This is a genomic window from Estrella lausannensis, assembly GCF_900000175.1.
Classification (GTDB): domain Bacteria; phylum Chlamydiota; class Chlamydiia; order Chlamydiales; family Criblamydiaceae; genus Estrella; species Estrella lausannensis.
The window spans coordinates 21,119-33,655 of record NZ_CWGJ01000011.1; the positions used below are offsets into that span (position 1 = coordinate 21,119).

Annotated in this window: 15 protein-coding genes and 2 tRNA genes; 13 read left to right on the top strand and 4 right to left on the bottom strand. The window is 49.1% G+C overall.

The window, feature by feature from the left end; all coding sequences use genetic code 11:
• Positions 1–73 precede the first annotated feature (73 nt).
• The 3 genes from ELAC_RS03200 to ELAC_RS03210 are packed head-to-tail and all read left to right on the top strand — an operon-like array spanning position 74 to position 3,672.
• Positions 74–1,354: an amino acid permease gene (locus tag ELAC_RS03200; protein ID WP_275425081.1), complete on the top strand. Its 1,281-nt coding sequence runs from the start codon at positions 74–76 to the stop codon at positions 1,352–1,354.
• A gap of 18 nt (positions 1,355–1,372) precedes the next feature.
• The gene (locus ELAC_RS03205) at positions 1,373–1,858 is read left to right on the top strand and encodes a DUF2760 domain-containing protein (RefSeq protein ID WP_098037842.1); all 486 of its coding nucleotides are present in this window, start codon (positions 1,373–1,375) and stop codon (positions 1,856–1,858) included.
• Positions 1,859–1,878: 20 nt separating this feature from the next.
• A complete protein-coding gene (locus ELAC_RS03210) occupies positions 1,879–3,672 on the top strand; it encodes an Hsp70 family protein (protein WP_098037843.1) in 1,794 nt (597 codons plus the stop codon).
• 64 nt (positions 3,673–3,736) lie between these two features.
• On the opposite strand, the gene ELAC_RS03215 is transcribed toward ELAC_RS03210, so the two are convergent.
• The 4 genes from ELAC_RS03215 to ELAC_RS03230 form a co-directional block, all read right to left on the bottom strand.
• A complete protein-coding gene (locus ELAC_RS03215; RefSeq protein ID WP_098037844.1) occupies positions 3,737–4,519 on the bottom strand; it encodes a protein-tyrosine phosphatase family protein in 783 nt (260 codons plus the stop codon).
• On the bottom strand, positions 4,411–5,013 hold the full coding sequence (locus ELAC_RS03220) for a hypothetical protein (RefSeq protein WP_098037845.1): 603 nt from the start codon (positions 5,011–5,013) through the stop codon (positions 4,411–4,413). The genes ELAC_RS03215 and ELAC_RS03220 overlap by 109 nt, the downstream gene beginning before the upstream one ends.
• A gap of 17 nt (positions 5,014–5,030) precedes the next feature.
• Complete coding sequence (locus ELAC_RS03225) at positions 5,031–6,038, bottom strand: macro domain-containing protein (protein WP_204250528.1); 1,008 nt, start codon at positions 6,036–6,038, stop codon at positions 5,031–5,033.
• A gap of 433 nt (positions 6,039–6,471) precedes the next feature.
• On the bottom strand, positions 6,472–6,912 hold the full coding sequence (locus ELAC_RS03230) for a SufE family protein (RefSeq protein ID WP_098037846.1): 441 nt from the start codon (positions 6,910–6,912) through the stop codon (positions 6,472–6,474).
• Positions 6,913–7,301: 389 nt separating this feature from the next.
• On the opposite strand from ELAC_RS03230, the gene infA reads away from it, so the two are divergent.
• From infA to rplL, 10 genes are all read left to right on the top strand, one after another.
• Positions 7,302–7,520 (top strand): translation initiation factor IF-1, encoded by a 219-nt coding sequence (gene infA / locus ELAC_RS03235; RefSeq protein ID WP_098037847.1) that lies wholly within the window; start codon positions 7,302–7,304, stop codon positions 7,518–7,520.
• A gap of 163 nt (positions 7,521–7,683) precedes the next feature.
• Positions 7,684–7,755 (top strand) — tRNA-Thr (locus ELAC_RS03240).
• 110 nt (positions 7,756–7,865) lie between these two features.
• The gene (gene tuf, locus ELAC_RS03245; protein ID WP_098037848.1) at positions 7,866–9,050 is read left to right on the top strand and encodes an elongation factor Tu; all 1,185 of its coding nucleotides are present in this window, start codon (positions 7,866–7,868) and stop codon (positions 9,048–9,050) included.
• A gap of 38 nt (positions 9,051–9,088) precedes the next feature.
• Positions 9,089–9,161, top strand: a tRNA-Trp gene (locus tag ELAC_RS03250).
• A 61-nt stretch (positions 9,162–9,222) separates the two neighbouring features.
• Positions 9,223–9,501 (top strand): preprotein translocase subunit SecE, encoded by a 279-nt coding sequence (gene secE / locus ELAC_RS03255; protein WP_239414340.1) that lies wholly within the window; start codon positions 9,223–9,225, stop codon positions 9,499–9,501.
• 50 nt (positions 9,502–9,551) lie between these two features.
• On the top strand, positions 9,552–10,103 hold the full coding sequence (gene nusG / locus ELAC_RS03260) for a transcription termination/antitermination protein NusG (protein WP_098037849.1): 552 nt from the start codon (positions 9,552–9,554) through the stop codon (positions 10,101–10,103).
• 95 nt (positions 10,104–10,198) lie between these two features.
• Complete coding sequence (gene rplK / locus ELAC_RS03265; protein WP_098037850.1) at positions 10,199–10,627, top strand: 50S ribosomal protein L11; 429 nt, start codon at positions 10,199–10,201, stop codon at positions 10,625–10,627.
• 14 nt (positions 10,628–10,641) lie between these two features.
• Positions 10,642–11,340 carry a 50S ribosomal protein L1 gene (gene rplA, locus ELAC_RS03270; protein ID WP_098037851.1) on the top strand — a complete coding sequence of 233 codons (699 nt, stop codon included), beginning with the start codon at positions 10,642–10,644 and terminating at the stop codon, positions 11,338–11,340.
• Positions 11,341–11,352: 12 nt separating this feature from the next.
• Entirely contained in the window at positions 11,353–11,871 is a 519-nt protein-coding gene (gene rplJ, locus ELAC_RS03275; protein WP_098037852.1) for a 50S ribosomal protein L10, read from the top strand.
• A gap of 76 nt (positions 11,872–11,947) precedes the next feature.
• Positions 11,948–12,331 (top strand): 50S ribosomal protein L7/L12, encoded by a 384-nt coding sequence (gene rplL, locus ELAC_RS03280; protein ID WP_098037853.1) that lies wholly within the window; start codon positions 11,948–11,950, stop codon positions 12,329–12,331.
• Positions 12,332–12,537: the final 206 nt, after the last annotated feature.

Here is a 12,537-nt window from a genome sequence, read left to right on the forward strand (position 1 = left end):
GCGCAACACATATTCTTGCGTTGAATAATTCGATGACTTAAAATTGATCATCAATTTTAACAAAGGAGAAGAAGTGGCCGATCATCAGAAGACTACGAAACGAAGTATAATTTCCACCATGCTGCTGGTTGCGGGTTGCTGCATCGGCGGTGGGATGTTAGGGCTTCCCGTCGCTTCGGGCGGATCAGGGTTTATCCCTTCTCTTGCCATGATGGCAGTGTCTTGGCTGGGAATGACGATTTCGGCTCTGCTTCTGCTTGAAGTAAGTCTTTGGATGGAAGGGGAGAGCCATGTCATCACCATGACATCGCGGCTTCTCGGGCCGGTGGGAAAAGCGGTCGCCTGGGTGCTTTTTCTCTACATTTCTTACGCCTCCCTGGTTGCCTACGCGGCGGGCGGAGGAGCGCAGATATCCCACTTCCTCAGCTACTCCTTCGACATCCCGATCGGTAAAGACGTCGGAGCAATCATCCTGACATTGGCCTTCACTTTCGTCATTATCTTCGGCGGGGAGATTGTCGGTAAAGTCAACACCCTTCTTTTCGCAGGGATGATCGGCGCCTATTTCCTACTCATCTCCTCCGGAGTCGATGAAGTGAAACCGCAATTTTTGGAATTTGCCAACTGGAGACTGGCTCCGCTCGCCATTCCTTTCCTTCTGACATCTTTCAGTTTTCAGACGATGGTTCCGAGTTTGACTCCCATTCTTAAAAGGCACCCGCAGGCTTTAAGGATCGCGATCATTGGCGGAACAACCATCGCTTTTATCGTCTATGCAATCTGGCAGATGCTCATCTTGGGGATTATTCCCGTGGAGGGGTCGGAGGGTTTGATCGAGGCAAACCGTCAGTCGGTGCCGGCTACTCAGTTTATTGAAAGCCATGTCCAAGGCTCTTTAATCATCACGATCTCCCGCTTTTTCACCTTGTTCGCGATCGTCACCTCTTATCTGGCGATGGGGCTTGGTCTGTTTGACTTTTTGGCCGACGGTTTTTCGATCAAAAAGCAGGGCAAGGGTATCTTGATCCTTGGTACGATGATTGCCGTGCCGACGCTGATTTTCTCCACTCAGTTTGAGAGAGCTTTCATGGTCGCCATGGAGACGTCGGGTGGTATCGGCGATACCATCTTAAACGGGATGATCCCGGTGCTGATGATCTGGATCGGCCGCTACAGACTCGGCATTCAGAACTCCTTCAGGGTTCCCGGAGGAAAGATCCTCTTGATCGCCGTGTTCTCTTTCTTTATGATCTCTTTCTTAATTGAAATGGGCATTCAGACGGGGGTAATCTCCGCAGATCACCAGATGACAGACAAGCTCGAGCTGTTAGAGCCGGCCCTCATGCAAGATTAATGATTAAGGAGAAATTCAATGAGCTTCAAACTCGCGATACAAGCTTTCTTTAAAGCACTCAAAAAGCCGGAAGAGGCAAAGAAGTTTGTCGAGGGACAGCCCCAAGTTTGTCAGCCGAGGGTGGAGCTCAAAAAAGACGAATCAAAGCCGGGCAGCCTTGAGATGCTTGCCCTTTTGCAGCAAAAGGGCCGCCTGGTCGACTTCTTACAGGAAGAGATCGTCTCTTATCCGGACGCCGACATCGGCTCTTGTGTACGCAAGATCCATGAAGACTGCCGCAAAACCCTCGAAGAGGCTGTGGCCATCAGGCCTGTGCTTCAAGAAAAAGAGGGTTCCTCTTACACGGTACCGCAAGGCTATGACGCAAGGGCGATAAAAGTGGTCGGCAACGCCGCCGGCCATCCCCCTTTTCAGGGAATCGTTCGTCATAGCGGTTGGAAAGCCACCAAGGCAGGTGTTGACGGCCTCGCCGTAATCTACCCCGCCGAGATCGAAGTTCGCTAAAGACAAAAGGACGACCGCTTATGCAAAAGATGCGCTACATCATCGGCATCGACTTAGGAACCACTAACTGCACAATGGCCTATGCCGAAAGAGAGAGCGATCCAATCGCGGTCAAGCAGTTTGCCATACCCCAGATGACCGCGCCCGGTGTTAAGGAGGAGTTATTCAGCCTTCCCTCCTTTATCTATTTTCCTCTGGAAGAAGAAGAGGGACAGCTTGAGGTTGTGAGCGAAGAGGGGAGTCGTTTTGTAATCGGCGCCTATGCCAAAAGCCGGGGAGAAGAGGTGCCTGACAGGCTGGTTGCCTCCTCTAAATCATGGCTCTGCCAGTCCTCTGTCGACAGGCGGGCTAAAAACCTTCCATTTAATTCCAAGGATCCAAGCCGCAAGGCAAGTCCCCTTGAAGCATCCGCACGCCTTTTACGTCATTTAAAAGAGGCGTGGGACAGCAAGATGGACGCCCCCTTCAATGAGCAAAAAATTCTGATCACAGTGCCTGCCTCGTTTGATCCGTCCGCCAGGCAGCTCGTGCAGGAGGCAGCGGAGCTGGCCGGGTATCCCGAAGCGGTCTTTTTAGAAGAGCCGCAAGCGGCCTTTTATGCCTGGCTTGGCGCCCAGGGTGATGCCTGGCGCTCACAGCTTAAAGTAGGCGATGATATCTTGGTCGTCGACATCGGCGGGGGTACGACAGACTTTTCCCTGATCAAAGTCGAAGATCGGGAAGGGGCGTTAGAGCTCACCCGTTCGCAGGTGGGTCCTCATCTTCTGTTGGGAGGCGACAATATCGACCTCTCGCTGGCGTACCTTGCAAAAGATAAGCTCGAAGCCCTCGGCCACTCCATCGACAGCTGGCAGCTTACAGCGCTAAAGCACGCGGCCAGGAGAGCAAAAGAGGAGCTTCTCGCTGAAGGCTCGAAAAAGAAGAGCGCGGATCTCTCTATTATGGGCAGAGGCTCCAAATTGATCGGAGGCTCTCTAAAAGCCAAAATAGAAAAGGAGGAGGCGCTAGCCCTCATTCTAGATGGTTTTTGCCCGATCATTCCGAGCAGCGAAAAGGCCCTTGCCGATAAGAGAGCTGGCTTTCAGGAAGCGGGGCTTCCCTATGTCAGCGATCCGAGGATCACGGCGCAGTTGTCTAAGTTTTTAACAAACGGCGATGATATCACCACTCCGGCTTTTATCCTCTTTAACGGAGGAACGATGAAAGCGTCGGCGCTGCAGGATAGAATCTTGGAGACCCTCGCCAATTGGGCGCGCGAAAAAAGCAAGCCCGCTCCCCAAGCCCTTCCCGGCCACGATCTGGACCATGCGGTCTCCATCGGTGCCGTTTATTACGGATTTTCCAAAGAGGGCAAAGCTGTCCGCATCAAGAGCGGACTCTCCCGCAGCTATTTCATCGGCGTCGAAGAGCCGATGCCGGCAGTACCGGGACGAAAGCCTCCCGTCCGCGCCCTCTGCATTGCACCCATCGGAATGGAAGAGGGGACAGAAACGATGCTGGAGCGCGAAGAATTTCAGTTGGCTATTGGTGAGATCGCCTCCTTCCGCTTCTTCTCGCTTGATAAAAAAACGATTCCGCAAGGGGAGCTAGCGACCGGACTGTGGGTAAGCAAGCCGGAGTCGACCTTGACGGAGCTCCATTCGATCGAGACCGTGCTGCCAAGAGAAGAGGGAGACAGCCCCTTTGTCTTTGTGAAGCTGAAAGTGCGCTACACTGAACTTGGTGTACTGGAGCTTTTCTGCAGGTCGGAAGCGGGACGTGAGTGGAAGCTTGAGTTTGACTTGAGAAAACAAGAGGCAGATTCTCTCGTCTAGCCTTCGATTTCTTACTAGTATGCTTTGCCGCTCATAGGTAATTGAGCGGCAAAGCATAACAAATTTAGGCAGTCAGTTCCTGATAGTGCGTTTTGAGCGCCGCTTCAATAGCGGAGATCTGCGAGGCGGACTGAATCATCCCGTTTCTTTGCAATCTAAGCTCCAGTATCACCTGTGCCATGTTTACCGTGGGTTTTGTTTTGCTATCCTTAGCTAGCTGCTCGCGCATTTTCTTGCGCAGGCCAAGAGCGGCGATGAAAGTGCCAGTCCTTCCCACACCCGCGCTGCAGTGCGTGACGAGGGGCCCTTTTTCAGCGTGCTTTTCAATTTTTGTGAGGAAGTCGTTGAATAGCTCTTCATTTGGCGGACCGTGATCGGGCCAGTGCTCGTAGTGGAACTGGGTAACTCTGTCAAGTTCAATTTGGTTTTTATCCTTGATGAGTAACGTCCTCTTGACCAGGCGCTCGCCTCGTGGAGTATGAACGAGCGGCTCCTGCTTTTCACATACAAGCCATCGGTCGCCGTCCAGCGGCTGATTGCCTTCCCAGTAGGGATCTGCTTTTCCACTCTCTGCCTTATTAAGCAGAGTTACGATTGTCTTAGAACCCGAAGCCAGCGTCATATCGATGAAATGCGACAGAGTCTCGGTTCTGCCGCTAAAAAATGCGATCATGGGGGCTTGCGTTGCGATGAACGCAATATCTTCAAAGATAACCCTGCTGGCGTTGATGTAACTATCTAGTGTAGGAATATTGTAGTCATAGGGAAGAATATTGCTGTAGCGGGTGCAGAATCCTGCCGTTTGCAGAATCCTGCCGTAATTTCTTGAGACCGCTCCTTGCTGAATTGGGGCGCTGCTGTCTCTACATGGTGCTTAACGATCACCTCAAGCTTGCCCAGAATGATTTCGGCAGATTCTTTCGAGGTCAGCTCGCTGTCCACTTCTCTGCTGTGACAGGAGAGGGCTTCTATTGTTCTTTGATAAAGCTCGCCATCCTTGAAAAAAGGCTCCTCATGGAGTTGTTTGGGAGGTGTTGGCGTGTTGAGGTAGCGAAAGAGCATGTCGCTACGCTCCCTGACAGAGGCCTTAAGCTGAGCCACTCCCTTCAAGAGGCATCCTGCGATGGTCAGAGGGATGAAAAGGAGGATGCTTACCGCTATCTTGGCAATGCGAAGGATAGTGGTCTCTTCAGCTGTCACCTCTTTAAAGGTGGCACCCTCGATAGAATAGGTCTTTCCGGCAAAAAGAACCCGGACAGGCGCCATTAAAGCGTTTCCTGCCTCTTCAATGAGGTTGCTGCCTTCAATGGCTGTGTTGAAAAAAAGCGCTACGGATTGCACGTCTCTCTCCTATCCATTTATCGTTCGACCGAGTTTTCAAGGGCAGACGTGTAGGCATCCATGTCTTCTTTCGAGAAGAGGATGAAGCGCACTTCTATGTTTTCACCGGGCCCAAAGTCGTTGGCGGTGTCGCTGATTGCTTTGAAGGCTTCTTTTGCTGCTTGCTCGAGAGGGTAACGGAAGATACCGGTGCTGATGGAGGGGAACGCAATGGAGCGGAATCCCATATCGACGGCTTTTGTGATGCAGTTAACGTAGCAATTCCTAAGTAGCGAGCTCTCTCCCGCTTCTCCACCTGCCCAACGTGGTCCGACCGTGTGGAAAATGCGCTTGGCAGGAAGGGTGCCGGCTCCGGTATCCCGCACTTCTCCCTCCGGGCAGCGGATACCGTTTGCGGTTGGTATCTGAAGGCATTCTTGCTGCACTCTTGGGCCCGCGGCGCTGTGAATGGCGTGGTCTACCCCACCGCCCGCCAGCAATTGTTTATTTGCCGCATTGACGATGACGTCGCAGCGCTCTTTGGTGATGTCTCCTCTTTTCAAGACCACCTTGATTCTACCGAAGTGCTGCTGTATCTCCTGCGTGATCTCGCCTCTGCGGGTGTAGTCCACCTCTTCGGCGGATTCTAGCTCATCATCGGAGCCGAAAAAATACTCAGGTTCCACCCCATCATCCTCTTCGGAAGCGCTTGTTGGTAATGGATTTCTCGGAGGGGCGTTTGTCGTGAACTCGATTACAAAATTGTGCCGATGGCGCACTTCTTCGGACATGAAGGCCAGTCCTTTGATGATTACTCCGGCGATTGTGGCAGGGATGAACAGCAGAATGGAGACGGCGATCATGATGACCTTTTCCAGGGTCGATTTTTTAGGGGGATTCCATTCGATGACCTTCTCATTTTCCGAAACGACGGAAAAGGATCTACCTCCAAACAGTGTACGAAGGGGGGATAAGCAGAAATTGCCCGCGTTTTCCAAGGGGGATGTGGAAGTGATTTCGGTATTAAAGAAGGCTGACACTGACATAATAAATTCCTAAGTTATTAAACGTGATAATTGTTTTAGTTGTTTTAGTAATTAAAAGCAATAATTGGCGGTTGTTTGAGTGGTTAATCAGAGTTTATATCAAAAGTATCTCAAAATTGGGCATGGGGGCTTTGTAAAAGCCTAGGGATTGAAAGATTACAAGTCATCTCATATTTCTAATATTAGGTGACTTGTAATCTTTCAATCTCGGGGAGCTATCTCTTTGCCAAAAACCCAATTTTAAGACACTTTAGGTGTAATTCTGTTATAAAAGCTTGTTTATACGGGAACGTTTTTTAATCTGTTTTTTGCTTTGCGAGGCTGGTAACGAATTTAGGGTTTTGTCGATTTTGGGAATTGTTTTGAGTACTTTTCGAACCGGGAGGGGACTCGCAAAACTCCTACGCCAAATTGGTTATTAAAAGGTGCCGGCTTAGCTTTGTTTTTGCCGCTTGATGATCAATTTGAGCGCCTCTTGCTTCATGCGCAGGTGCACGCTGTACAATCCGTTGGCTCTACTGGGAGTTAGAGAGGTGGCTATGCCTAGCTCATCGATGAAAACGGGAGGGCAGGTGAGGATGGTTTCGGCTGTCTCGCCATTGTAGACTTCCAGCATTAGGGCAGCGAGTCCTGCGGAGATAAGAGCATCGGAAGCGACTTGGAAAAAGACCTTGCCCTCTTTCTCGCTCGCGACCAAAAACATCTGGCTTTGGCATCCGGCTACCAGGTTTTCGGGCTGGAGGTAGAGAGGATCCATTGGCGCGATCTTTTTTCCCATTTGAATGATCATATCATACTTGGCCTCTTCGTTCGGAAGCTTAAAAAATCGATCTTTTAGGATGTTTTGTCGGTGGATACAGCTTTCGTTGTTCATCAGGTAAATATAGTTTGTAAAGTTAAAATTAAATGTTGGTAAATTGTTGGGTTATTGGGGGATTGTAGCAAATAATGGGGATCGCGGAAAGAGAGAGTTTTGAAAAGGGGGAAAAATGAGAGGGAGATGCTTGTATTCTAAAAAACTCAAAACGAGTGGATTGAGAAATGGTCGCGTTTGCGTGGTGTAAAAAGGAAGCTTTTCCTAGGAAAATCCTTGACATTTATAGCGAAATGATTAAATTTGTTTGCTAAAGTGCTATCTCGGCATTGGATTGTTCGTGCTTCATCTGCGCTAATACATTTAAAGTCGAGCGGCATCACTCGGCGCTACCATCCAACTTGGTGGTCGCTTGGATAAATACAAAAAAGGCAAGGTGGCAGAGTAATATGCCCAAAGAGGATACATTAAAGATTGACGGCGTTGTAGACGAGTTGTTGCCCAATATGCAATTTCGCGTCAAGCTCAACAATGGGATGCTGGTTTTAGCACACCTGTGCGGCAAGATGCGCATGAAAAATATCAGGGTCTTAGTCGGCGACATCGTGACAGTCGAAATGTCCCCTTATGACTTAAGTAAAGCACGCATTACTTACAGACAGAAGTAGGGGTTCGTAGTATACGTCCGGAGCCTAAAAACTGGTAACAGGGGTTGCGGATGAAAAATCCTTAAGAAGTGCTTGCTTTTATTTGATACAAAACATAAACTTACAAGCTTTCTAGTTTGGTGGAGTAGGCTGCAAAGTTTATTCAGGCCAAAATAACAAATTTGCCCAGATAGCTCAGTGGTAGAGCATTTGCATGGTAAGCAAAAGGTCGTAGGTTCAATTCCTATTCTGGGCAGTGCACGATTTCTGGCGCCTAACTTCATCCCAAGTGTTTCAGCACTTCGATCGAGTCAGGATCCAAAAGTTTTTTAAAACAAACAATAGCTGAGTCCAACGGAGGATAAAATGGCTAAAGAAACATTTCAACGTAACAAGCCGCACGTTAACATCGGCACTGTCGGCCACGTTGACCACGGCAAAACAACTCTGACTGCCGCAATCACAAAAGTTCTTTCCAAGATCGGTGGAGCTAAATTCAAAGGCTATGATGAAATCGACAACGCGCCTGAAGAAAAAGCTCGTGGTATCACAATCAACGCTTCGCACGTCGAATACGAAACAGAAAACAGACACTACGCACACGTTGACTGCCCCGGCCACGCTGACTACGTAAAGAACATGATCACAGGTGCCGCCCAGATGGACGGAGCTATCCTCGTTGTTTCCGCAACTGACGGTGCTATGCCACAGACAAGAGAACACATCCTCCTTTGCCACCAGATGCAGGTTCCTGCAATCGTCGTCTTCTTGAACAAAGTCGACATGCTGAGCGAAGGCGATGAAGAGCTTCTCGACCTGGTCGAAATGGAACTTCACGAACTTCTCGAATCCAAAGGCTATAAAAACGCCCCGATCATTCGTGGTTCAGCTCTCCGCGCTCTCGAAGGCGATGCGAAGTACGAAGAAAAAATCGTTGAGTTGATGAGCACAGTTGACAAAGCGATCCCAACACCTCAGCGTGACGTTGACAAGCCTTTCTTGATGCCGATTGAAGACGTGTTCTCTATCTCCGGCCGTGGAACTGTTGCCACTGGCAGGGTTGAAAGAGGCGTTATCCGTCTTAACGACAAAATGCACCTCGTCGGCTTCCAAGACACAATGGAAACTGTTGCTACAGGCCTTGAAATGTTCAACAAAATCCTCGACGAAGCCAGAGCTGGTGAAAACGTCGGCGTTCTGATGAGGGGTGTTGACAAGAACAGAGTTCAGAGAGGAATGGTTCTGGCCGCTCCAGGAACTTGCACACCGCACACTGAGTTCGTTGGTCAAGTTTACGTATTGACAAAAGAAGAAGGCGGACGTCACAAGCCTTTCTTCACTGGATACAGACCTCAGTTCTACTTCAGAACGACAGACGTAACCGGCTCGGTTGAACTCCAGCAAGGAGTCGAGATGGTTATGCCAGGCGACAACATCGAGATCACAGCAAAACTGATTGCTCCAGTCGCGATGGAAGAAGGTATGCGCTTTGCTATCCGTGAAGGTGGCAGAACGATCGGCGCAGGAACTGTAACAAAGATCCTTAAATAAGCTGCTATGGCCGTCCGTTATTAGGACGGCCGTTTTCTGGGTGTGTAGCTCAGTTGGTAGAGCAACGGCCTCCAAAGCCGTGGGTCGGGGGTTCGAGCCCCTCCGCACTCGTACGCTTTCAGTCCTACAGAGGGCTAAAGCAAGAGAGCACGAAGAAAGTTAAGGTGGCTTCATGACGGTCGGTGTGAAAGTGATGGAAGAGAAAAAGGCAGAAAAGGCGACGACGGCGATAACAAGCAGAGCGACAGCGAAAAAATCCCAATCCTACCTCTCCGAGATCAAAAGCGAGTTCAGCAAAATCACCTGGACTGACAAAGATGAGCTAGCCTTCTATACCAAGCTCGTCGTTGGAGCGACATTTGTATCGGGCGTTGCAGTCTATGTTGTCGATCTTTCGATCAGAGCCTGCTTGACGTCTCTCGAGACAATTGTGAAGTTTATCTTCGGATAAACAAATGGAACCCTCAGGGTACGCTGATATAATGAGAACGGAGAGTTGCAATGCATAAATGGTACGTCATCCAAGTCATGTCCGCCCAAGAGAACAGGGTTCAGAAAGCATTGCTTGAACAGCTTTCGCACCAGGGAATGACAGACTATATCGAGCGTGTCTTGGTTCCGACGGAGAATGTGTCTGAAGTCAAGCAAGGACAGCAAAAAGTTGTCGAAAGAAGAATTTGGCCAGGATACATCCTGGTTAAGATGATCATGAACGACGACACCTGGCAGTATGTTAAGAAAACGCCCGGGGTAATCGATTTCTTAGGGGGAAATTCTCCCACTTCTCTGACAGATGCCGAAGTGGATGAAATCTTAAAAGATCTCGAACACAAGCAGAAGTCTATCACGCAAAAGCACAAATTCAAGCCAGGAGATACCGTCAAGATTATCGATGGCGTGTTTGTCAACTTTGTGGGAACAGTCACAGAAGTGCTGCATGAAAAAGGCCGCTTAAGCGTTAGCGTATCCATCTTCGGGCGTGAGACACAGGTGGATGATTTAGAATTTACACAGGTCGAAGAAGTCAGCGAAGATGCAATCGCTAACGAGTAGGGCCTGAATCATTGTGAGTTTGAATACGCCTCGAGTTCAAAACTCCAATAAGGAAAAAACAATAAACCATTCCTGATTGGAATAAGGAAAGATATATGGCGAAGAAAAAGCTTGAAAAACTGATCAAGCTGCAAATCCCGGCAGGCAAAGCAAACCCGGCACCTCCTATCGGTCCGGCCCTTGGTTCCGCGGGTGTAAACATCATGGCGTTCTGCAAAGAGTTTAACGCCAAAACACAAGCAATGGCAGGAGACATCCTTCCTGTTGTCATTTCAGTCTATTCGGACAAGAGCTTCACGTTCATCTGCAAAAAACCACCGGTAGCTGAAATGATCAAAAAGCACAGCAAAATCGAAAAAGGCTCCGCTGTGCCAAACAGGGATAAGGTGGGCAAACTGTCCAAAGAATCCGTAAAGAAAATTGCTGAAGATAAAAAGCAAGATCTTAACGCCCGTTCACTGGAAGCAGCAATGCGACTCGTGGAGGGAACAGCGCGCTCTATGGGCGTGGATATCGTATCGTAAATAAAAAGGAGACTATGGGTCGACCAAGCAAACGAATTCGGGAGATAGCCAAGATGGTGGAGCCGGCAAAGGTTTACACTGTCGAAGAAGCTATCGACATATTGAAGAAATGTCCTCCGGTCAAATTTGACCAGACAGTGGACCTCTCTCTTCAAATCGGCGTTGACCCACGTAAGTCGGACCAGCAAGTCAGAGGCACCGTGACTTTACCGAATGGCACGGGTAAATCTTTGAAGATCCTCGTGTTCGCACAAGGTGAGAAGATTGACGAGGCTCTGAAAGCTGGGGCGGACTACGCGGGCAATGATGACCTTTTTGAAAAAGTGAACAGCGGATGGACGGATTTTGACGCCGTCGTCGCAACCCCCGACATGATGCGTCAGGTGGGTAAGCTGGGTAAAGTGCTCGGTCCGAGAGGACTGATGCCAACCCCCAAAGCCGGTTCCGTAACGGCCGACGTCGGCAAAGCGGTGCAGGAATTGAAAGGCGGTAAAATCGAATTTAAAGTCGATCGCCACGGGGTAATCAACAATGTGGTTGGAAAGCTCTCGTTCGACAAGGCAAAGCTTGTTGAGAACTTGACTACTTTCCTGCAGGCTGTCTTCAAAGCGAAGCCATCCAGCGCGAAAGGCAACTACATGAAGAGCTTAGCCCTATCTTCCACGATGGGCCCAGGCATCAAGATCGATTTAAGACAAATTGACATCGGATAACGGAGAAGCTCCATGAAAAAAGAAAAGCAACTCCTTTTAGACGAAGTAAAGGGACAAATCGATCAATTCGGATCTTTCGTAATCGCCAATTATGCTGGTGTTTCCGCTAACGCGTTCGGCCAGTTCCGTCGCGAAATCGGCGACATGGGCGGCGACGTGCAGATGATCAAGAAAACACTCTTGATCAAAGCAGCGAAAGAAGCCGGAGTTGAGCTGAAAGAGGCCGATCTGCCAGGACACATCAGCGTTGTATTCGGCGGAACAGATCCGGTAGAAGCAACTAAGGCCGTGTTTAAGTTCAGCAAAGAGAACGACAACTCTCTGGCTGTACTCGGTGGAAGGTTCGACGGCAAATACCTGAATGCAAAAGATGTCGAGATGCTTTCGACTCTGCCAGGAAAAGACGAAATGCGTGCGCAGCTGCTTAGCGTATTCGAAGCGCCGCTCAGTCAAACTGTTGGAGCGATGGATGCAATACTCACATCGATCTTGCACTGTCTGGAAAATAAATCACAGAAAGAAGCTAATTAACTAAGTTTAAAAAAAAACAAAACCGAAATCAGCGAGAAAGCTGAATAAGTTTTCAAAAATCAGAGAGGATTGTACCGTGAGTACCAAAACTGAAAAACTAGTAGAAGAACTCAGCGCTTTGACAGTTCTGGAAATGGCTGAGCTCAAGACAGCACTGGAAGATAAATGGGGCGTTAAAGCTCAAGCAGCAGCAGTTGCATTCGCAGCTCCTGTAGCAGCAGCAGCACCAGCCGAAGAAGCAACTGAATTCGACGTTACTCTGGAAGGCTGCCCTGATGACAAGAAAATCGCGGTCATCAAGGTTGTTCGTGAGATCACTGGCCTTGGCTTGAAAGAAGCAAAAGACCTGGTTGAATCCGCACCTAAAGAACTGAAGAAAGCTGCTCCTAAAGCAGAAGCTGATGAGATCAAGAAAAAGGTCGAAACAGCTGGCGGTAAGGTAGCCCTGAAAGGCGTTTAACAAAACGTTCTAAGACGATTGAAAAACAGAGCAAGAAGAAAGCGTTTCCTCTTGCTCTGGTTTTTCTCGTTTTAGGAATGTTTTGTGTAAAAACGGTAAAAAAAATGACCGCGCATTTTTTTTACCGTTTTTACACGCGGTCATTTTTTTTACCGTTTTTACACAAAAGGCTTTCCCGAGCCGATCACAGTTTCAAAAGCCTACCA